Source organism: Pseudomonas aylmerensis, from assembly GCF_001702265.1.
GTDB lineage: Bacteria > Pseudomonadota > Gammaproteobacteria > Pseudomonadales > Pseudomonadaceae > Aquipseudomonas > Aquipseudomonas aylmerensis.
The window spans coordinates 18,375-42,549 of the sequence record NZ_MAUE01000049.1; the positions used below are offsets into that span (position 1 = coordinate 18,375).

Below are 24,175 nucleotides of genomic sequence, written 5' to 3' on the forward strand. Positions count from 1 at the left end.
ATGCAGTTCAGCGAATTATTGGCAGCGATTTCCACCCATGCGATCCGTCTGCAAAGGGAAGCAGACGACCTGATTGTCCTGGGTGACGATGAGGCATTGGATGACGCGCTGTGGGATCAATTGATCGCCCACAAACCCCGGTTGCTCGCGCTGGTGGCCGAGCATGGCGGTGACTGGCTGAGCCCGGCCTATCGGATCACGCCGGCCATGTTGCCGCTGGTCAGCCTCGACCAGGCGGCCATCGACCGGATCGTCGCGGCGATCCCCGGTGGTGCGGCGAACGTGCAGGACATCTACCCGCTGGCGCCGTTGCAGGAGGGCATGCTCTATCACCACCTGTCGGCGCAGCAGGGCGATCCGTATGTGCTGCACGCGCAGTTTGTGTTCGACAGCCGTCCTCGCCTGCACGCATTTGCCGAGGCGCTGCAATGGGTCATCGACCGCCACGATATTCTGCGTACGTCGATGGCCTGGGAGCGCCTCGACGAGCCCCTGCAAGTGGTGTGGCGCATGGCGACCCTGGCCTGTGAAGAGGCGCATTTCAGCGGGGGCGATGCGTTTGACCGTTTGCTGAACCGCTATGACGCGCGCACGTTCCGCCTCGACCTGGGCCAGGCGCCGCTGCTGCGCCTGGTATTTGCCGAGGACCCGACCCACCAGCGCGTGGTTGCCATGTTGCTGTTTCACCACACCATTCTCGACCACACCGCGCTGGATGTGGTGCGCGATGAAATCCAGTTGTACCTAGCGGGCCAGCAGGACCAGGCCACGGCGCCGGTGCCGTTTCGCAGCTATATCGCCCAGGTGCGCCACGGCGTCAGCGAGCAGGCCCATGAGCAGTTCTTCCGCGAGATGCTGGCGGATATCGAGGCGCCCACACTGCCGTTCGGCTTGCAGGATGTGCAGGGCGACGGCCAGGGTATCGACGAGGTACGCATCCCCGTCGACGCCGCCCTGGGCCTGCGCTTGCGCAGCCTGGCGCGGGCGCAGGGCGTGAGTGTGGCAAGCCTGCTGCACCTGGCGTTGGCGCGGGTCCTGGGCGTGGTGTCCGGGCGCGAGTCAGTGGTGTTCGGCACGGTGATGCTCGGCCGCATGAGCGCGGGAGAGGGCGGTGAACGGGCGCTGGGCATGTTCATCAACACCCTGCCACTGCGCGTGGACCTGGGCGCGCAGGGTGTGCGGGCCGGCGTCAAGGCCACCCATGCACGGCTGACCGCGTTGCTCCAGCATGAGCACGCGTCCCTGGCGCTGGCCCAGCGTTGCAGCGGCGTGGCCGCGCCGACGCCGTTGTTCAGCGCGATACTCAACTACAGGCACAGCGCTGCGGGTGATATGGCCGAGGTGATTGACGTCGCCGAGGGGATCCAGGTCCTTGGTGCCGAGGAACGCACCAACTACCCGCTGACGGTGAACGTGGACGATCTCGGCGAAGCGTTTGCACTGACGGTGATGGTCGCGGCGGCCATCGGCGCGCAGCGTGTGGCGGGCTACCTGCACACGGCGCTGGCGAGCCTGGCCGAAGCCCTGGAGCAACGACCGGAGATGCCGCTGAGCGGCCTGAACATCCTGCCTGACCCCGAACGCCATGCCCTGTTGCACACCCTCAACCACACCCCGCAGACCTTCGCCGACAGCGCGCTGATCCACCAGCAGGTCGAAGCCCACGCCGCCGCCCAGCCCGAAGCCATTGCCTTGCGCTTCGACAACCAACGCCTCAGCTATCGCCAGCTCAACGAACGTGCCAACCAGGTTGCCCATCGCCTGCTCGCCCAAGGCGTGTGCCCGGATGATCGGGTCGCGATCTGCGTGGAACGCGGTGTGGAGATGATCATCGGCCTGCTGGGCATCCTCAAGGCCGGCGCGGGCTATGTGCCGATCGATCCGGCCTATCCGCTTGAGCGCATCGCCTACACCCTGGCCGACAGCGACCCGGTGGCCGTACTGGTGCAGGCCAACACCCGTCATCGGGTGGGCGACCGGGCGCAGATCGATCTCAACGGCCTGCGGGGCGAGTCCATCGTCAACCCGCGGATCACGCTGAGCCCGGCAAACCTGGCCTATGTGATCTACACCTCCGGCTCCACGGGCCAGCCCAAGGGCGTGATGATCGAGCATCGCCAGGTCGCGCGGTTGTTCACCGCCACCGAACACTGGTTCGGCTTCAACCACAACGACGTGTGGGCGCTGTTCCACTCCTTCGCGTTCGACTTCTCGGTGTGGGAAATCTGGGGCGCGCTGATGCATGGCGGGCAACTGCTGATCGTGCCGCAACGGATCAGCCGCTCGCCGGACGAGTGCTACACGCTGCTCTGTGAAGCGGGGGTGAGCATTCTCAACCAGACCCCCAGCGCCTTCCGTCAACTGATCGCCGCCCAGGGCCAGAGCCCCCAGGCGCATTCCCTGCGCCAGGTGATTTTCGGCGGCGAAGCGCTGGAACCGGGGATGCTCAAGCCCTGGTATGCCCGGGCGATCAATGCCGGCACGCAGTTGGTGAACATGTATGGCATCACCGAAACCACCGTGCACGTCACCTACCGTGCATTGCAGGCGGCGGATGCGCACCGGGTCGGCGCCAGCCCGATTGGTGTGCGTATTCCCGACCTGCAGCTGTATGTGTTGGATGAGCGCCGCGAGCCGCTGCCGTTCGGTGTGGTCGGTGAGCTGTACGTCGGCGGCGCCGGTGTGGCGCGCGGTTACCTGAACCGCGATGCGCTGACCGCCGAGCGCTTCCTGGTTGATCCGGCCACCGGCTTGCGTTTGTACAAGACCGGTGACCTCGGCCGAATGCTCGCCGACGGCAGCGTCGAATACCTGGGGCGTAACGATGACCAGGTGAAAATCCGCGGATTCCGCATCGAACTCGGCGAGATCCAGGCGCGCCTCGCCAGCGCTCCGGGCGTGCGTGACGCGGTGGTGATTGCCCGTGAAGACGAACCGGGTGACAAGCGCCTGGTGGCCTACGTGATTGCCGACGGCGCACCGAATATCGCGGATTTGCGCGACCACCTGCTGCTGAGTCTGGCCGAGCATATGGTGCCCAGCGCCTTCGTGTTGCTGGACCGTTTTACGCTGACCGCCAACGGCAAGCTCGACCGCAACGCCTTGCCCGTGCCCGATGCCACAGCCCTGGCGCGGCGGGGCTACCAGGCGCCCCGGGGCGCGGTGGAAAACGCCATCGCCGCGATCTGGCAGGACCTGCTCAAGCTCGAGCGCGTCGGCCGTGACGATAACTTTTTCGAACTGGGCGGCCATTCGCTGCTGGCGGTCAAGCTGATCGAGCGCATGCGCCAGGTCGAGCTGGGCGCCGACGTCCGCGTGCTGTTCGGCCAGCCGACCCTGGCGGCACTCGCTGCCGCAGTCGGCGGGCAGCAGCAGGTGCAGGTGCCGGCCAACCTGATCACGGCGGCCACGCAGCACATCACCCCGGACATGGTGCCGCTGGTGGAGCTGAGCCAGGCCGCCCTCGACCACATCATCCAGCGCGTGCCCGGCGGCATCAGCAATGTGCAGGACATCTACGGCCTGGCTCCCCTGCAGGCGGGCATTCTATACCACCACCTGGCGACCCGCGAAGGCGATCCCTACGTGTTGCAGGTACAGTTCGGCTTCAACGATCAAGCGGCGGTCGATGCCTTTATCCAGGCGCTGCACAGCGTGATCGAGCGCAATGACATCCTGCGCACCGCGATCCTCTGGGAAGGCCTCGACGAGCCGGTGCAAGTGGTGTGTCGCCAGGCGCCACTGGCGGTCGAGCGCATAGAGGGGCTGGGCGCCGATGCCTTGGCGCAGTTGCAACAGCGCTTCGACCCACGGCACTTCCGTCTCGACCTCACGCGCGCCTCGCTGATGCACTTCGCCTACTGCGCAGAACCGGGTCGCCTCGTCGGCATCCTGCTGCTGCACCACATCCTGCTCGACCACACCGCCTTGCAAGTGCTGGTGCAAGAGATGAGCGCCAGCCTGTCCGGCAGCAGCGCGCAACTGCCGGAGGCCGTGCAGTACCGCAACTACGTGGCGCAGGCGCGCCTCGGGGTCAGCCAGGCGCAACACGAAGCGTTCTTCACTGAGATGCTCGGCGACATTGACGAACCGACCCTGGCCTTCGGTTTGCAGGATGTGAACCGCGACGGCAGCGGCATTCTCGAGGCACGCCTGCCGTTGGAACCGGCCTTGAACCTGGGCCTGCGTGAACAGGCGCGGCAACTCGGGGTGAGCACCGCAAGCCTGGTGCACCTGGCTTGGGCCCAGGTGTTGGGGCAGGTCTCGGGCCAGCAAGAGGTTGTGTTCGGCACGGTGCTGCTGGGCCGCATGCAAGGCGGCGCGGGCGCCGACCGCGCGCTGGGGATGTTCATCAACACCTTGCCGCTGCGGGTCAGCCTCGGCAACACCTTGGTGCTGGCCGGTGTGCGCGCCACCCATGCACGGCTCGCACACTTGCTCGGGCATGAGCACGCGTCGTTGTCCCTGGCCCAGCGCTGCAGTGGCGTGCCGGGCTCACTACCGTTGTTCAGCACCTTGCTCAACTACCGTCACAGCGCTGCGGACCAAGCGCCGGGGGATAACCCGTTTGCGGCCAGCGGCATCCAGATCCTCAGTTCCGAAGAGCGCAGCAACTACCCGCTGGTGCTCAATGTCGATGACCTCGGCAGCGGTTTTGCCCTGACGGTGCAAGGCGTAGCCAGCCTGGATGTGCAGCGAGTGGGCGACTACCTGCTGACCGCGCTGCGCCACCTGGTGAGTGCGTTGCAACAGGCGCCGACCACGCCGTTGCAGGCGGTGTCGATCATCCCGGCGGCCGAGCGCCACCAACTGCTGGTGGAATTCAACGCCACGACGCGCGCCTACCCGTCGCAATTGACCGTACACCAGTTGTTCGAAGCCCAGGTGCTGGCACGTCCTGAAGCGGTGGCGGCGGTGCAGGGCAGTGTGTCCCTGAGCTACCGCGACCTCAATCGCCGCGCCAATCGGCTGGCCCATCACCTCATTACCCTGGGTGTACAGCCGGGGGAAAGCGTGGCCATCGCGCTGCCGCGCAGCATCGACTTGCTGATCTGCCAGCTGGCCATCCTCAAATGCGCGGCAGTCTATGTGCCGCTGGACATCAACGCGCCGGCCGAGCGCCAGGCCTTCATCGTGCAGGACAGCGGTGCGCACCGCGTGCTTGGCGATCTCGCCGAGCTGAATCTGGACGCGCAGTCGCCGCGCAATCCCGACCTGTTCCAGACCGCCCAGTGTGTGGCGTACATCCTCTACACGTCCGGCTCTACCGGCGCGCCCAAGGGCGTGCAAGTGCCGCACCGTGCGATCACTCGTTTGGTGCTCAACAATGGCTATGCCGACTTCAACGCCCGGGACCGCGTGGCGTTCGCCTCCAACCCGGCGTTCGACGCCAGCACCCTGGAAGTCTGGGCGCCGCTGCTCAATGGCGGTTGCGTGGTGGTGGTCGAGCCGGCAGAACTGTTGTCCCAGGCCGCGTTTGGCGCACTCTTGCAGGAGCAGGCCGTCAGCGTGTTGTGGATGACCGCCGGGCTGTTCCACCAGTATGCCGATGCGCTGATGCCGGTGTTCCGCCAGTTGCGTTACCTGATCGTCGGCGGCGATGTGCTTGACCCGCTGGTGATTGGCCGCGTGCTCGCGCACGGCAAACCGCAACACCTGCTCAACGGTTACGGCCCGACCGAGGCGACCACCTTTTCCACCACCTATGAGATCACGGCGCCGGGCGAGGGCGGTATTCCCATCGGCCGGCCGATCGCCAACGCCCAAGCCTATGTGCTGGATGCGCACCAGCACCTGCTCCCGCTGGGCGCGGTCGGCGAGCTTTACATCGGCGGCGCAGGCCTGGCCACGGGCTACGTGAACCAGCCGCACTTGACCGCCGAAAAATTTATCCCCAATCCCTTCGGCGAGGGCTTGCTGTACCGCACCGGTGACCTGGCGAGCTGGCGGGCCGACGGCATCCTGTTGTACCAGGGCCGCAATGACCTGCAAGTGAAGATCCGTGGTTATCGGATCGAACCCGGCGAAATCGAAACCTGCCTGGCGAGCTTCCCCGGCGTGAACGACGCCGTGGTCGTGGTGCGCGAAGATGCGCCCGGTGACAAGCGCCTGGTGGCCTACTACACCGCCGAGGCGGCGCTGGAGATCGAAGCGCTGCGGGCCCATCTGCAAGGCCGGTTGCCGGACTACATGGTGCCGTCGGCCTATGTCTGGCTGGCGCTGTTGCCGCTGACCGCCAACGGCAAGCTCGATCGCAAAGGCCTGCCGGTGCCCGACCACAGCGCGCTGCTCAGCCGTGGCTACGAGGCGCCGGAGGGCGCAGTGGAAACCCTGCTGGCGCAGATCTGGCAGGACGTGCTCAAGCTGGAGCGCGTGGGTCGCCATGATCATTTCTTCGAGCTGGGCGGGCATTCGTTGCTGGCAGTCAGTTTGATCGAGCGCATGCGCCAGGCCGGCCTCAGCGCGGACGTGCGCGTGCTGTTCAGCCAGCCGAGCCTGGCCGCGATGGCGGCAGCGGTGGGCGAGGGGCGCGAAGTGCGGGTGCCGGCCAACGGCATTCCATTGGGGTGTACGCGTATCACCCCGTCGATGCTGAGCCTGGTGCAACTCGACCAGGACGCCATCGACCGTATCGCCGCCAGCGTGCCGGGGGGCGCGGCCAATGTGCAGGATATCTACCCGTTGGCGCCGTTGCAGGAAGGCATTCTCTACCACCACATCAGCGCCGAGCAGGGCGACCCGTACCTGCTGCAATCGCGCCTGGCATTCGACAGCGTCGAGCGTCTGCAGGCATTTATGGGCGCGTTGCAGCAGGTGGTGGCGCGTCACGACATCCTGCGCACCGGCGTGGTCTGGGAAGGCCTGGACAGCCCGGTGCAAGTGGTGTGGCGCGAGGCACGGCTGAGCGTGCAGGCCGTCGACCTGGACCCGGCGGACGGCGCCATCATCGAGCAGTTGCACGGGCGTTTCGATGCTCGTCACTACCGCCTGGATATCACCCAGGCGCCGTTGCTGCGCATGGTCTACGCCGAGGACCCGGACAACGCGCGGGTGGCGGCGATCTTGCTGTTTCACCACCTGGCGCTGGACCACACCGCCATGGCCGTGGTCGGCCAGGAAATGCGCGCGTTCCTGTTCAACCAGGCGCAGGACTTGCCGGCGCCCGCACCGTTTCGCAATTACGTCGCCCAGGCTCGCCTGGGTGTCAGCGCGCAAGAGCACGAACACTTCTTTCGCGCCATGCTCGGCGATGTCGACGAACCGACCTTGCCCTTTGGCATACAGGATGTGCAGGGCGATGGCCGTGCGATCGAAGAGGCCGAGCAAGCCCTGGACGCAGCGTTGGCCCGGCGCGTGCGCGGGCAGGCCCGGCAGATGGGTGTCAGCGCGGCGAGCCTGATGCACCTGGCCTGGGCGCAGGTGCTGGGGCTGGTGTCCGGGCGTGACGACGTGGTGTTCGGCACCGTATTGATGGGCCGCCTGCAGGCCGGCGACGGTGCCGACCGGGCGCTCGGAATGTTCATCAACACCTTGCCGCTGCGAGTTGACGTAGCGGCCAGCGCCGCCGTGGCGGTCAGGGCCACGCATGCGCGCTTGAGTGCCTTGCTCGGTCACGAGCACGCATCGTTGGCGCTGGCCCAGCGTTGCAGCGGCGTGGCGGCCTCCACGCCGTTGTTCAGCGCCTTGCTCAATTACCGTCACACCACTCCGGACGAAATGGCGCGCGACGGCCATGGCATCTGGACGGGCGTGCAGTTGCTCGGCGGTGAAGAACGCAGCAACTACCCGCTGACCTTGAGCGTGGATGACCTGGGTGACGGCTTTGGCCTGAATGTCCTGGCGCTGCCGCAGATCGGTGCCGAACGCCTGTGCAGCTACATGCTCGGCGCGGTGGAGCAGTTGGTCGCGGCCTTGGAAAGTGCGCCAGATACGCCGCTCAACCGGCTGCCGATTCTGTCGGTGGCGGAGCGTGACACCCTGCTGCGCGACTTCAATGCCACTGCCCACGATTTCCCCCGAGGCCAGACGCTGCACGGCGCCTTTGAGGTACAGGCCGAACGCCAACCCGAGGCGATCGCCGTGGTGCAGGGCGACGAATCGCTGACCTATGCGCAACTCAACCGTCGCGCCAACCAGTTGGCCCATCACCTGCTGCAAGTTGGTGTGCAACCGGACGACCGCGTCGCGCTCTGCTGCCGGCGTGGCCCGCAGATGCTGGTGGGGCTGCTGGGTATTCTCAAGGCTGGCGCCGGCTATGTACCCATCGACCCGGCGTACCCCGCCGAGCGCATCGCCTACCTGCTGCAGGACAGTGCCCCGGTGGCGGTGCTGGCCGAGGCGAGCACCCGCGACCTGCTGGGCGCGGTCGCCAGCATCGACCTGCACGACCCGCGCTGGCAGCACGCCGCCAGCAACCCGCACATCAGTGCCTTGACCCCGGCGCACCTGGCCTACGTGATCTACACCTCGGGCTCCACCGGCCAGCCCAAGGGCGTGATGGTCGAACACCGCAGCGTCGAAAACCTGCTGCACTGGCACTGCGAAGCCTTTGGCCTGGATGCGCGGAGCCACACCAGCAGTGTCGCCGGGTTCGGCTTTGACGCGCTGGCCTGGGAGCTGTGGCCGGCACTGTGCGTAGGCGCCACCCTGCACCTGCCGCCTGCACAGGTCGGCAATGAAGATCTCGACGCGCTGCTGGCCTGGTGGCTGGCGCAGCCGTTGGACGTAAGCTTCCTGCCGACGCCGGTGGCTGAGTACGCCTTCAGTCAGAACCTGCAACACCCAACCCTGCGCATCCTGCTGATCGGCGGTGATCGCCTGCGCCAGTTCAGCCAGGAGCGACGCTTTGCGGTGATCAACAACTACGGTCCGACCGAAGCCACGGTGGTCGCCACCTCCGGCCGCGTGCGCGCCGGGCAGGCGCTGCATATCGGCCGGCCGATCGCCAATGCCAGCGCCTATGTGCTGGACGCGCACTTGCGCCCGGTGCCGGTGGGGGTTGCCGGCGAGCTGTATGTCGGCGGCAGCGGCATCGCGCGGGGCTACCTGAATCGCCCGCAGATGACCGCCGAACGCTTCCTGCAGGACCCGTTCAACCAGGGGCGCATGTACCGCACCGGCGACCGGGTGCGCTGGTTGCCGGATGGCAACCTCGACTACCTGGGCCGCAATGACGACCAGGTCAAAGTGCGCGGCGTGCGCGTCGAGCTGGGCGAAATAGAAAGCTGCCTGGCCGCACTGCCAGGCGTGGGTGACGCCGTGGTGCTGGTGCGCGAGGGCCGTTTGATCGCCTGGTTCACCGAACAGCAGCCGCTGGATATCGACGAACTGCGTTCGCAGCTGCAAGCGCAGTTGCCCGCAGCCCTGGTGCCGGTCGCGTACGTGAAACTTCAGGCATTGCCGCTGACCGCCAACGGCAAGCTCGACCGCAGGGCCTTGCCGGAGCCCGATCACAACGCCTTGTCGAGCCGTGACTATGCGCCCCCCCAAGGCGCGGTCGAAACCACCCTGGCGCGCATCTGGGCCGAAGTGCTGCAGGTCGGGCAGGTCGGTCGGCATGATCACTTCTTCGAACTGGGCGGGCATTCGCTACTGGCCGTGAGCCTGATCGAACGCATGCGCCAGGCTGGCCTCAGCGCCGATGTACGGGTGCTGTTCAGCCAACCCACCCTGGCGGCGCTGGCAGCCGCCGTCGGCAGTGGCCGCGAAGTGCCGGTGCCGGCCAACCGCATTGCCGTCGACTGCCAACGCATCACCCCGGACATGCTCTCGTTGGTGAGCCTGGACCAGGCCACGCTGGATCACGTGGTGAGCCGTGTGCCCGGCGGTGCCGCCAATGTGCAGGACATCTACCCGCTGGCGCCCTTGCAGGAGGGCATCCTCTACCACTACATCACGGCCGAACAGGGCGACCCGTACCTGCTGCAATCGCACCTGGCATTTGACAGCGTCGAGCGCCTGCAGGCCTTCGCCCAGGCACTGCAACAGGTGATCGACCGTCACGATATCCTGCGCACCGGGGTGGTCTGGGAAGGTCTCGTACAGCCGCTGCAAGTGGTGCAGCGCAGCGCCGAATTGAGCGTGCAGGAACTGCACCTGCACGGCGACGTACTGGCCGAGTTGCATGCGCGTTTCGACGCGCGGCGCTATCGCCTGGATATCAGCCAGGCCCCGCTGATCCGCCTGATGTATGCACAGGACCCGGCCAACCAACGTGTGGTCGTGGTGTTGCTCTATCACCATATCGTCCTCGACCACACCGCCTTCGACGTGGTGCTGCGCGAAATGCAGGGCTATCTGCTGGGTCACCCCGCGCCAACGACGGTACCGATGCCGTACCGCAACTACGTGGCCCAGGCCCGCCTGGGGGTGAGCGAGCAGGAACACGAGGCGTTCTTTCGCGGCATGCTCGCTGATGTCGACGCGCCGACCTTGCCCTTCGGCTGGCAGGATGTGCGCGGCGACGGCAGCGCCATCGAGGAACACAACTTGCGCCTGGACAGCGACCTCAACCGCCGCCTGCGCGCCCAGGCCCGGCTGCTGGGCGTGAGCACCGCGAGCCTGTTCCACCTGGCCTGGGGGCAGGTGCTGGCGGCCACCTCGGGTCGGCGCAGCGTGGTGTTCGGCACCGTGTTGGTCGGCCGCCTGCAGGGCGGCGAGGGTGCCGACCGCGCGCTGGGTGTGTTTATCAATACCTTGCCGCTGCGCCTGGATATCGACGCGCAGGGCGCCCGCGCTGCCGTGCGTACCACCCATGAGCGCCTCAGCGCTTTGCTCGGGCATGAGCACGCGTCCCTGGCGCTGGCCCAGCGCTGCAGTGGGGTGGCTGCGCCGGTGCCGCTGTTCAGCTCGATGCTCAACTACCGTCATCGCGGCGCGGCCACGCGCTCGCAGGAGGCGCAGCAGGCCTGGGAAGGCATGCAGACCCTGGTCAACGACGGGCGCACCAACTACCCGCTGACCTTGAACGTGGATGACCTGGGCGATGGCTATGCCATCACCGCCCTGGCGCGCACCGACGCGCAGCGGGTATGCGGCTATCTGCAAGTGGCCCTGTCCGGCCTGGTCGACGCGTTGGAGCAGGCGCCGCAGCGGGCGCTCGACCGCCTGCCGGTGCTGGGCGTCGAGGAGCGCAAAAAGCTGCTGGTCGAGTTCAACTCAACCGAGGTGCCGTACAACCTCGACCAGACCCTGCACAGTCTGTTCGAAGCCCAGGTGGTACGCACACCGCAGGCCGTGGCGGTCACCGCCGGCGAGCAACACTTGACCTATCAGGCACTCAACGAGCGCGCCAATCGCCTGGCCCATCACCTGCGTGAACGCGGGGTGCAACCAGACGCGCGGGTAGGTATCTGTGTGGAACGTGGCCTGGAGATGGTCGTCGGCCTGTTTGCGATCCTCAAGGCCGGTGGCGGTTATGTGCCGCTGGATCCGGCCTACCCGCAGGAACGCATCGCCTACATGCTGCAGGACAGCGCGCCGGTGGTGGTGCTGGCCGAGGGCGCGACCCTGGCGCTGCTGGGGGACGCGCCGGTGATCGATCTCGACCATTGCACCTGGCAGCACAAGCCCGCGACCAATCCCCACGTCGCCGACCTCAATGCGCGCCATCAGGCCTACGTGATCTACACCTCCGGCTCCACCGGCCAGCCCAAGGGCGTGATCAACGAACACGCCGGGGTGGTCAACCGCCTGTTGTGGATGCAGGACGCCTACGGTCTCAAGGCCGAGGACGCGGTGTTGCAGAAAACCCCGTTCAGCTTCGACGTGTCGGTGTGGGAGTTCTTCTGGCCGCTGTTCACCGGCGCCCGCCTGGTCATGGCGCGTCCGGGCGGGCACAAGGACCCGGCGTACCTGTGCGAGGTGATCGAGTCCGAGCGGATCACCACCGTGCATTTCGTGCCGTCGATGCTTGACGTGTTCCTCGCGCATGGCGACGTCAGCCAGGCCGCCGGCTTGCGGCGCGTGATGTGCAGCGACGAAGCCTTGCCGGGCAGCCTGGTGCGGCGCTTCAAGCAGCAATTGCCGGGCCTCGGCCTGTACAACCTGTACGGTCCGACCGAAGCCGCGGTGGACGTGAGCGCATGGAACTGCGCGCGCCCCGAGGTGCCCGACAACACGCCGATCGGCAAGCCGATTGCCAACACGCGCCTGTACCTGCTGGATGAGCAGTTGCAGCCGGTGCCGCTGGGGGTGGTCGGCGAACTGTTCATCGGCGGCGTGCAGGTGGCGCGCGGTTACCTGAACCGTCCGCAGCTGACCGCCGAGCGCTTTATCAAGGACCCGTTCAGCGACGGGCGCCTGTATCGCACCGGGGATGTGGGGCGTTATCTGGCCGACGGCAACATCGAATACCTGGGCCGCAACGACGACCAGGTGAAAATCCGTGGCCTGCGCATCGAGCTGGGGGAAATCCAGGCGCGCCTGATCGAGCACGCAGCGGTCAAGGACGCCGTGGTGGTGGCCCGCGAAGAATGCCTGGTGGCCTATTACACCGGTACGCAGACGCCCGTCGACAGCTTGCGTGAACAGCTGTTGCGGCACTTGCCGGACTTCATGGTGCCCGCGCTGTTTGTGCACCTCGACACGCTGCCGTTGAGTCCGAACGGCAAGCTTGACCGCAAGGCCCTGCCAACACTGGGCCTGGACGCGTTGGTGGCGCGTGAGTACGAGGCGCCAGAAGGTGACACCGAGAAGCTCCTGGCGCGGCTGTGGGCCGAACTGCTCAAGGTCGAGCGGGTCGGTCGCCAGGACAATTTCTTTGAATTGGGCGGGCACTCGCTGCTCGCCGTGAGCTTGATCGGGCGCTTGCGCCAGGAAGGCATGGAAGCCGATGTGCGCGCGCTGTTCGAACAGCCGACACTGGCCGGCTACGCCGCAATGACCGAACGAATGGAGATCGTCCTGTGAGCATCAACCAACTGCTGGCGACGCTGAAAACCAAGGACATCCAACTGGCGCTCAAGGGCGATCAGTTGTCGGTGCAGGGCAACAGGCAAGCCTTGAGTGACCCGGCGATTATCGCCGCGCTGCGTGAACACAAACCGGCGTTGATCGCGCTGATCCAGGCCGGTGAGTACTCGGCGCCGCAGGCGGGCGCCGTCGAGGTGCCGGCCAATGGCATCCCGGCCGGCGCCGAGCGCATCACGCCGGACATGCTGAGCCTGTCGACCCTGAGCCAGGAGGAGATCGACCGAGTCGTCGCCAGCGTCGACGGCGGCGTGGCGAATATCCAGGATATCTACCCGCTGGCGCCGTTGCAGGAAGGCATCCTGTTTCACCACGTCAGCGCCGAGCACGGCGATCCGTACGTGATGCAGGCGCAATTCGCGTTCGACAGCCTGGCGCGCTTCGACGCCTTTGCCCAGGCGCTGCAGGCGGTGATGGATCGCCACGATATCCTGCGCACCGGCGTGGTGTGGGACGGCCTGCAAGAGCCCTCGCAAGTGGTGTGGCGCACTGCGCGCCTGCCGGTGCAGGCCCTCCAATTGCCGGCGGCCGAGGGCGACATCGCCGCGCAACTGCATGCGCTGTTCGATGCCCGCCACTATCGTCTCGACGTGACACAGGCGCCGCTGCTGCGCCTGGTGCGCGCGGATGATCCGGCCAACCAGCGCATCGTCGCCAGCTTGTTGTTCCACCACATGGCCCTCGACCACAGTGCCCTGGAAGTGGTGTGCCATGAAATGCAGGCGTGCCTGCTGGGGCAGGGCGCGGCGCTCGGCCAGGCGGTGCCGTTTCGCAACTATGTGGCCCAGGCGCGGCTGGGGACCTGCGAAGAGGAGCACGAAAGCTTTTTCCGGCAGATGCTCGGCGACATCAGCGAACCGACCTTGCCGTTTGGCCTGCACGATGTACAAGGCGATGCACGCGGCATTGCCGAGGTTCACCTGGCACTGGCGCCGGCGTTGTCGCAACGGCTGCGGGCGCAGGCGCGGCAACTCGGGGTGAGCGCCGCCAGCCTGTTCCATATGGGCTGGGCGCAGGTGCTGGGGGTGTTGTCCGGCAAGGAGCAGGTGGTGTTCGGCACCGTGTTGATGGGCCGACTGCAGGGCAGCCATGACACGGACCGGGCGCTGGGGATCTTCATCAACACGCTGCCGTTTCGCGTGGACGTGGGCAACGAGGGCGTGCGCGCCGGGGTCAAGGCCACCCACGCAAGGCTCACCACGTTGCTGCGCCATGAGCATGCGCCGCTGGCCCTGGCCCAGCGCTGCAGTGGCGTGGTGGCGCCGACGCCGTTGTTCAGTGCGTTGCTCAATTACCGCCACAGCGCCCCGGCCGCCAGCGCCGAGGCGGTCTCGGCCTGGCACGGTATCGCCGCGCTGAGTGCCGAGGAGCGCACCAACTACCCGCTGACCCTGAGTGTCGATGACCTGGGTGAAGGCTTCGGCCTGAGCCTGCTCGCCAGCACCTTGGTGGACCCGCACCGCGTCTGTGCCTACCTGCAGACCGCGTTGGAAAACCTGCTGGACGCGCTGGAACAGGCGCCGGACACCGCGCTCAACCGCGTGTCGGTGCTGCCGCTCGCCGAGCAGCAGCGCTTGTTGCAGCAGTTCAATGCCACCCAGGTGGATTTCCCCCAGGGCACCACGCTGCATGCCCGCATCGAAGCCCAGGCCGCGCTGGCGCCCGACGCCATCGCCGCCGTGCATCAGGGGCGGCAGATGACCTATGCCGAGCTGAACCAGCAGGCCAACCTGCTGGCGCATCACCTGCTGGCCCTGGGGGTCAAGCCTGATGACCGCGTGGCGGTTGTCGCGCGCCGGGGCCTGGACACCCTGGCCGGGTTGCTGGCGATCCTCAAGGCTGGCGCCTGCTATGTGCCCGTGGACCCGTCCCACCCGGCCGAGCGCCTTGAGTACCTGCTCAGTGACAGCGCGCCGGTCGCGGTATTGGCCCAGCACGCGTTGCTTGCCCGCCTGCCGGCGCTCGACGTGCCGGTGATCAACCTTGACCGCTACACCTGGCAGCATCATTCGGCGAGCAACCCGATGGTCGCGATGACCGCGTCGAACCTCGCCTATGTGATCTACACCTCCGGTTCCACCGGCCAGCCCAAGGGCGTGATGGTGGAACACCACACCGTGGCCAACCTGGTGGACTGGCACTGCCGCACGTTTGACCTGTGCGCCGGGCGCCACACCGCCAGCGTCGCCGGGTTTGGCTTTGATGCGATGGCCTGGGAGGTCTGGCCGGCCCTGTGCGTGGGGGCGACCCTGCACCTGCCGCCGGCTACGGACGGCGTCGAGGATATTGACGCGCTGCTGGCCTGGTGGTGCGCGCAGCCGCTGGACGTGTGCTTCCTGCCGACCCCGGTGGCCGAGTACGCGTTCAGCCAGCAGATCGAACACCCGACCTTGCGCACCCTGCTGATCGGCGGCGACCGCCTGCGCCAGTTCGCGCGTGCGCAACGTTTTGAACTGATCAATAACTACGGCCCGACCGAAGCCACGGTGGTCGCCACCTCGGGCAAGGTCGAGGCCGGCCAGTTGCTGCACATTGGCAAGCCCATCGCCAATGCCCGCGTGTACCTGCTGGACGCGCAGCAGCGGCCGGTGCCGCTGGGCGTGGCGGGCGAGCTGTATGTGGGTGGCAAGGGCGTGGCGCGCGGCTACCTGAACCGCCCGCAGCTGACGGCCGAACGTTTCCTGCACGACCCGTTCAACGCGGGGCGCATGTACCGTACCGGCGACATGGCGCGCTGGCTGCCGGACGGCACTCTCGAGTACCTGGGGCGCAACGATGACCAGGTGAAAATCCGTGGCGTGCGGATCGAGCTGGGCGAGATCGAAGCCCAGCTCAACCACCTGCCGAGTCTCCTGGAAGCGGTGGTGCTGGTGCGTGACGAGCGCCTGGTCGCCTACTACACGGAAAACCCGCAGCTCGACCCACTGACCGTGGCCGACCTCCGTGCCCACCTGGTGACACACCTGCCGGACTACATGGTCCCGGTCGCCTACGTGAAGCTGGACGCGCTGCCCCTCACCGCCAACGGCAAGCTCGACCGCAAGGCCTTGCCGGCCCCGGACATGGCCGCGGTGTTTACCCGTGAATACGAAGCCACCGAGGGCGAGATCGAAAGTGTGCTGGCGCAGATCTGGGCCGAGGTGCTGCAGGTCGAGCGCGTGGGGCGCCGCGATCATTTCTTCGAGCTGGGCGGGCACTCGTTGCTGGCGATGCGCATGGTCTCCCAGGTACGCCAGCGCCTGGGCGTGGAGTTGCTGCTCAGCGACGTGTTCGCCAATGCCGAACTGGCCGCGGTCGCCGAGGGGTTGGCCCAGGCCGGCCGCAGCACCTTGCCGCAGATCCTGCCGGCCGACCGCGATGAGCCGGTGCCGCTGTCTTTTGCCCAGCAGCGCCTGTGGTTCCTGGCGTTGATGGAAGGCGCCAACACCGCCTACAACATTCCCATCGGCCTGCGCCTGCGCGGCCAGCTGCACGTCGAGGCGTTGCAACGCGCGCTGGCGCGGATTGTCGCGCGGCATGCCACCCTGCGCAGCCGTTTTGCCCAGCACGGTGACGTGGCCCAGGTGCTCAGTGTGCCGGCCGAAGCCGTGCTGCCCCTGCAAGTGCAGGACCTGCGCCGCCACCCGCAACCCCAGCAGGCGCTGGATGCGTTGATCCAGGGCGAGGCTTCCGCCCCCTTTGACCTGGAGCGCGGCCCGCTGCTGCGCGGGCGCCTGGTGGTGATGGCCGACGATCACCACGTGCTGCTGTTGACCCTGCACCATATCGTCTCGGATGGCTGGTCCATGGGCGTGCTGACCCGTGAGCTGACGGCGTTGTACCAGGCGTTCAGCCACGGCCTGCCAGACCCGTTGCCGGCGCTGGCGATCCAGTATGGTGACTTCGCCGTGTGGCAGCGCCTGTGGCTCAGCGGCGAAGTGCTGCAGCGCCAGAGCCGCTATTGGCAGCAGGCCCTGGAAGGTGCGCCGGCCTTGCTCACGCTGCCCACCGACCGCCCGCGCCCGGCACTGCAGGACTACGCCGGCAGCAGCGTCGAGGTACGCCTGGATGAACGCCTCACCGCTGGTCTCAAGGCCTTGAGCCAACGTCACGGCAGCACGTTGTACATGACCTTGATGAGCGCCTGGGCTGCCTTGCTCTCGCGGCTGTCCGGCCAGCACGACGTGGTGATCGGCTCGCCGGTGGCCAACCGCACGCGCAGTGAGGTGGAAGGCTTGATCGGCCTGTTCGTCAACACCCTGGCGGTGCGTATCGACACCTCCGGCGCGTTGAGCACCGAGGCGTTGCTGGCACGGGTCAAGGGCCTGACACTGGCGGCCCAGGACCACCAGGACCTGCCGTTCGAGCAGGTGGTGGAAATCACCCGGCCGCTGCGCAGCCTGGCCCACAGCCCGCTGTTCCAGACCCTGCTGACCTGGCAGGACAGCAGTGCGCCGACCCTGGCCCTCGGCGACCTGGCCCTGGAGCGCATTGTCGAACACAGCCACTTTGCCAAGTTCGACCTGTCGCTGGACCTGGGCGAAGTGCAGGGCACGATTATCGGCGCGCTGGAATACGCCGTGGCGCTGTTCGATGAGTCGACGGTGCGCCGTTATGTCGGCTACTTCACACGCCTGCTGCGGGCCATGGTCGACAACGACCAGGCGGTCCTGGAGCAGGTGCCGCTGGTGGACGAGCGCGAGCGCCAGCAGCTGCTGTTCGACTTCAATGCCACAGCGGTCGACTACGACCTCGAACAGACCCTGCACGGGATGTTCGAAGCGCAGGTGGCGCGCACTCCGCACGCGATTGCGCTCAAGGCCGGCGAGCGGCAACTGACCTATGCCGAACTGAATGCGCGGGCCAATCAGTTGGCGCATCACTTGCTGGCGCTGGGTGTACAGCCCGGCTCGCGGGTGGCGATCTGCGTCGAGCGCGGCCTGGACATGGTCATCGGCCTGTACGCGATCCTCAAGGCCGGCGCCGCCTATGTGCCGCTGGACCCGGCGTATCCGCTGGAGCGCCTTGCCTACATGCTCGCGGACAGTGCGCCGGTCGCCGTGCTGGCCCAGGCGGCAACGCGTGGGCTGCTGGGGGACGTGGCGGTAGTCGACCTCGACCAGCCGTGCTGGCAGCACCAGCCGCTCGACAACCCCACGGTTGCGGCCGTCAGCGCCTACGTGATCTACACCTCCGGCTCCACCGGCCAGCCCAAAGGCGTGATCAATGAGCATGCCGGGGTGGTCAACCGCCTGTTGTGGATGCAGGACGCCTATGCGCTGACGGCCGACGACGCGGTGCTGCAGAAAACCCCGTTCAGCTTCGACGTGTCGGTGTGGGAGTTCTTCTGGCCGCTGTCCACCGGCGCGCGCCTGGTGATGGCGCAACCTGAAGGGCATAAGGATCCGGCCTATTTGTGCGCCGTGATCGCGGCTGAGCAGATCACCACGCTGCATTTCGTGCCGTCGATGCTCGACGTCTTCCTCGCCCATGGCGACGTCAGCCAGGCCGCCGGCGTGGTGCGGGTAATGTGCAGCGGCGAAGCCTTGCCCGGCAGCCTGGTGCGGCGCTTCAAGCAGCAGTTGCCCGGCAGCGAGTTGCATAACCTGTATGGCCCCACCGAAGCCGCCGTCGACGTGACGGCCTGGAACTGCGCGGGAGCCGTGACGCCTGACAACACGCCGATCGGCAAGCCGATTGCCAACACGCGCCTGTACGTGCTCGACGCGCAGTTGCAACCGGTGCCCCTGGGCGTGGTCGGCGAGCTGTTTATTGGCGGCGTGCAAGTGGCCCGCGGTTATTTGAACCGTCCGCAGCTGACCGCCGAGCGTTTCCTGCAAGACCCGTTTACCGAGGGGCGCATGTACCGCACCGGCGACGTCGGCCGTTATTGGCCGGACGGCACCCTCGAATACCTGGGGCGCAACGACGACCAGGTGAAGATCCGTGGCCTGCGTATCGAACTGGGGGAAATCCAGGCGCGGCTGACCGAATGTGCTGCGGTCAGCGAGGCTGCCGTGGTCGCCCGCGATGAACGCCTGGTGGCGTACTACACCGGCGTGCGCACGCCGATCGACACACTGCGTGCGCAACTGCTGCGGCACCTGCCGGCGTTCATGGTGCCGGCGGTGTTCGTGCATCTGGAGGCGCTGCCGTTGAGCCCCAACGGCAAGCTCGACCGCAAGGCACTGCCGGCGCCGGGGGCGGATGCGGTGGCGGTGCGCGCTTACGAAGCGCCTCAGGGCGAGCGCGAAATGATCATCGCTGCGCTGTGGGCCGAGCTGCTCGATGTAGAGCGCGTGGGGCGCCATGATCACTTCTTCGAACTGGGCGGGCACTCGCTGCTGGCGGTCAGCCTGATGGGCCGTTTGCGCCACCTGGGGTTGGCGGCGCCGGTGAAAGTGCTGTTCGGCCAACCCACCTTGTGTGCCTTCGCCGCAGCACTGGGCGGTAGCGCGCAAGTCGCGCAGTTGCCGCCGATCCCGCTGGACTCGCCCGCCATCGCGCGTATTGTCGCCGGCATCCCCGGTGGCTTGGCGAATGTGCAGGACCTCTACCCGCTGGCGCCGTTGCAGGCCGGCATGCTCTATCACCATCGCGCCGAGCAGGCCGCCGATGCCTATCTGCTGCAGGCGCAATTTGCCTTCGACAGTCGCCAGCGCTTCGACGCGTTTGCCCAGGCCTTGCAGGCGGTGATCCAGCGGCACGACATTTTGCGCTCTTCCTTCCATTGGCAAGGCCTGGAGGAACCGTTGCAAGTGGTGTGGCGTGAGGCGAGCCTGCGCGTCGAAACCGGGCCGGTGCCGTCGCGCCTCGACCTCGGGCAGGCGCCGCTGATGCGCCTGGTGTATACCGAGACGCCGCAGCGGCTGGTCGCGACCTTGCTGTTCCACCACCTGGTAATGGACCACCTGGCGCTGGAGATCCTGCAGCATGAACTGCAGGCCTTCCTGTTGGGTGCCCAGGATCAGCTGGGCGCGGCGGTGCCGTATCGCAACTACGTGGCGCAGACCCGCGTGGGCGCCGAGACCCACGAGGATTTTTTCCGCGCGATGCTGGGGGACATCGATGAGCCAACGGTGGTGCAGGACCTGGGCCCCGCTGCACAGGCGCGGATGACGCTTGACGCTGCGTTGGGTCAACGCCTGCGTACCCAGGCGCGCCAGGCAGGGGTCAGCACTGCGAGCCTGATGCACCTGGCGTGGGCCCATGTACTCGGCAAGGTCAGTGGGCGTGAGTCGGTGGTCTTCGGCACCGTGCTGCTGGGCCGCCTGCAAGGCGGCGAGGGTGCCGAGCGCGCCATGGGGGTGTTTATCAACACCTTGCCGCTGCGGGTCGATCTCGGTGAACAGTCGGTACGCACTGCCGTGCAGGCCACGCATGTGCGCCTCACCCAACTGCTCAGCCACGAACATGCGTCGCTGGCACTGGCCCAGCGGTGCAGCGCGGTACCGGCGAGCACGCCCTTGTTCAGCGTGTTGTTCAACTATCGTCATAGCGCGCCGTGCGGCGCGGGTGTGGCCGAGGCGTGGCAGGGCATTCAACTGCTCAAGGCCGAGGAATCCAGCAACTATGGCTTGTCGATGAGTGTGGACGACCTCGGCGACGGCTTCGGTCTGAAGGCCGTGGGGCCGGGCGCGGGGCGGTTGTGCGACTACCTGCAGATCGCCGTGGAGCAGGTGGTGCAGGCGCTGGAAGGGGCGGCGGAGATTGCCATCGGCCGCTTGCCGATCCTGCCCGCTGCCGAGCACCAGCAGCTGTTGGCGTTGAATGCCACTGCCCGGGCATTCCCGCGTGAGCACACGGTGCAGCGCTTGTTCGAAGCCCAGGCGCAGGCACGGCCTGGCGCCGTGGCGGCGCTGCAGGGCGAACACAGCCTTAGCTACGGCGAACTGAACAGCCGCGCCAACCGCCTGGCCCATCACCTTATCGAGCTTGGCGTGCGGCCTGGGCACAGCGTGGCGATCCTGCTGCCACGCTGCCTGGATTTACTCATCAGCCAGCTTGCAGTGCTCAAGTGCGCGGGCGCCTATGTGCCGCTGGATATCCACGCGCCGGCCGAACGCCAGGGCTTCATGGTGCAGGACAGCGGCGCGAGCTGGCTGCTGACCCACAGCGATGCGGTGATCGGGTATCCGGTCCGGCGCCTGGACCTCGACACCCTGGTCCTCGACCCGCAACCGAGCCATAACCCGGACGTGTCGCAATCCTCGGACAGCGTGGCGTACATCATGTACACCTCCGGCTCCACGGGCACGCCCAAGGGCGTATTGGTGCCCCATCGCGGCATCACACGGCTGGTGCTCAACAACGGCTATGCCGATTTCAATGCCGGCGACCGCGTGGCCTTCGCCTCGAACCCGGCGTTCGACGCCAGCACCATGGACGTCTGGGGCGCGTTGCTCAACGGCGGCCAGGTGCAGGTCATCGACCATGCCACCGTGCTCGACCCGAGCGCGTTCGGCGCGGCCTTGCAGGAGGTGACGGTGCTGTTCGTGACCACGGCGCTGTTCAATCAATACGTGCAGATGATTCCCCAGGCGTTGGCGGGCCTGCGCATTCTGTTGTGCGGCGGTGAGCGGGCCGACCCGGCCGCGTTTCGCCGCCTGCTGGCCGCGGCCCCCGCGCTGCGCCTGGTGCACTGTTACGGGCCGACGGAAACCACCACCTATGCCAGCACTTATGAAGTGCGCGCGCTGGCCGATGACGCCGAGAGCGTGCCGGTGGGACGGCCGATCTCCAACACCCGGATCCATGTGCTGGATGCGCAATTGCAGCCGGTGCCGCTGGGGATCAGCGGTGAAATCTGCATCGGCGGCGATGGCGTGGCCAAGGGGTACTTGAATCGCCCTGAGCTGAGCGCGGAAAAATTTGTCCAGGACCCCTTTGTCCCAGGCGCCCTGATGTACCGCACCGGCGACCTCGGTCGCTGGACGGCGGACAGGTTGCTGGAGTGCATCGGGCGCAATGACGACCAGGTGAAAATCCGCGGTTTCCGCATCGAGCTGGGCGAGATTGAAGCGCGCCTGGCAACCTTTGCCGATGTCCAGGAGGTGGTGGTGCTGGCGCGCGAAGACGCGCCGGGGGACAAGCGCCTGGTGGCGTACTTTACCGGTGCCGCCGCCATCGACGCCCTGCGTGCACACCTGCAGGCGCAATTGCCGGAATACATGCTGCCTTCGGCCTATGTGGCGCTCGCGCACTTGCCGTTGACTGCCAACGGCAAGGTCGACCGCAAGGCGCTGCCGGCACCTGAGTGGGACGCCTTGAACCGCCGCGACTTCGAAGCCCCCAGCGATGCCCTGGAGCACACCCTGGCGCGGCTGTGGGCCGAGGTGTTGAAACTGGAACAGGTGGGCCGGCATGACAGCTTCTTCGAATTGGGCGGACACTCGCTGCTGGCGATTCGGCTGGTAAACCTGCTGGAGGAAGCGGGTCTGCCGGTGTCCCTCGCCGAGCTGTTCCAGCATGCCAGCGTGGCGTGCGTCGCCGCGGTGTTGCGCGCACGCACCCAGGCACCGCTGCGCGACACCGGCGTGATCACGGTGCGCAGCAGCGGTACGCAACCGCCGTTGTTCCTGATCCATGAGTTCAGTGGCATGGACGTCTATTTCCCGGCGTTGGGCCAGCACCTGCCCGGTGATTATCCGATTTTCGGCCTGCCCGGCGTGCCCTTCGGTGAAGCGCATCTGCACAGCATGGAAGGCCTGGCGGCGCGCATGGTCGGGCTGATTCGCGAGCGCCAGCCCCACGGGCCGTATCGGCTGGCGGGCTGGTCGTTTGGCGGCGTACTGGCTTATGAGGTCGCCATGCAATTGCTGGGGCTGGATGAGCCCGTGGCGTTTCTCGGCTTGATCGACAGCTATGTGCCGCGCATGACCGACCAGGGCAAGGCGCGCTGGAGCGGGCCGGACGCGCTCAAGCGGCACCTGTTGTTGCAGTGCACGGCCTATTGGAACGCACAGGGAGGTGCACATGAGTTGGCGAGTCTTGAACAGTTGGCGGCGGGCATTGGACAGCTGGACTTTGCAGGCCTGCTGCAACGCTGTCGCGATCAAGGTCTGCTGTACGCGCAAATGGCGGCGGCGACGGACGCGGACCTCTTGAGCTTCATCGAGCGCGAAGTCGGGCATGGGCATGCGCTGGCGCATTACAGCCTGTTCCCGCTGCCGATTCCGGTGCATCTGTTCAGCGCACTGGAGCGCCCGACCGAGTTGTCGCGGCGCAGTGAATCGCTGGGTTGGGAGGACGCGCTGGCGCCGGGCCAACTGCGCCGCATCGAGGTGCCTGGCGATCACCAGAGCATGATGCAGGCCCCGCATATCCGCACGTTGGGCGCGGCGATCAGCGCCGCCCTGGCGACGTGTTCGCCACAGAAGCAGGCGCCGCACCAGCCGCTGCTGCGAATCCAGAGCGGGCGGGAAGGGCATGCGCCGCTGTTCTGTGTGCCGGGGGCGGGGGACAGCGTCACCGGTTTCGTGGGGTTGAGCGATGCGCTCGGGCGCGATTGGCCGCTGTTCGGCCTGCAACCACGCGGCCTCGACGGTGAGGCAGTGCCGCACAGTCAGGTCGAAGCGGCGGCGGCCTGTTACCTGGCGGCGCTGGAGCAGGAGTACCCGCACGGGCCGGTGCACCTGGCCGGGCATTCCTTCGGTGGCTGGGTGGCGCTGGAGCTGGCGCTGCAGTTGCAGGCGGCCGGACGTGAAGTGGCGTCGTTGACGGTGATCGACAGCGAGGCGCCAGGCGGCGCGGGCAAGCCGTATACCACCACGGCGGCACTGCTGCGCCTGATCGAAGCGATGCAGTTGTCGGCCGGCAAGTCGTTGGGCATTGACCCCCTGGACTTCGCCGCACGCGATGACATCGCGCAACGGCAATGGCTGCACGCGGGCATGGTCGGCGTCGGCTTGCTGCCGGCGCGGGCCAGTGTGGACGCGATGGACGGTCCGGCGCGTACCTATGCGGCGGCGTTGCGCACGGTGTATCGGCCGGCGCGGCGGTTCGAGGGGGTGGTGCGGTTGGTGTTGGCCCAGGACCCGGCGCTGGATGCAGCGGGTAATCAGCGTGAGCAGGGCCTGATGATTGAAGGGTGGCGACGCCAGGGCAACGGGTTGCAGGTGTGGTACGGCGGCGGCAATCACTTCACGTTGCTCAAGGCCCCGAATGTTCACGGGCTGGCACGTTGGTGGCTGGACGGTGTGGTGGTTGCGGAGGTGGTGTCGTGAAG

Annotated in this window: 2 protein-coding genes; both read left to right on the forward strand. The window is 67.0% G+C overall.

Annotated elements, in window-relative coordinates:
• Positions 1–12,909 (forward strand): non-ribosomal peptide synthetase, encoded by a 12,909-nt coding sequence (locus BBG20_RS31415; RefSeq protein ID WP_065910366.1) that lies wholly within the window; start codon positions 1–3, stop codon positions 12,907–12,909.
• Positions 12,906–24,173: a non-ribosomal peptide synthetase gene (locus BBG20_RS31420; protein WP_065910368.1), complete on the forward strand. Its 11,268-nt coding sequence runs from the start codon at positions 12,906–12,908 to the stop codon at positions 24,171–24,173. The genes BBG20_RS31415 and BBG20_RS31420 overlap by 4 nt, the downstream gene beginning before the upstream one ends.
• Positions 24,174–24,175: the final 2 nt, after the last annotated feature.

Bases quoted from the DNA above. Each gene is read 5' to 3' on its own strand.
- BBG20_RS31415 (WP_065910366.1), top strand. From the start codon at position 1: ATGCAGTTCAGCGAATTATTGGCAGCGATTTCCACCCATGCGATCCGT.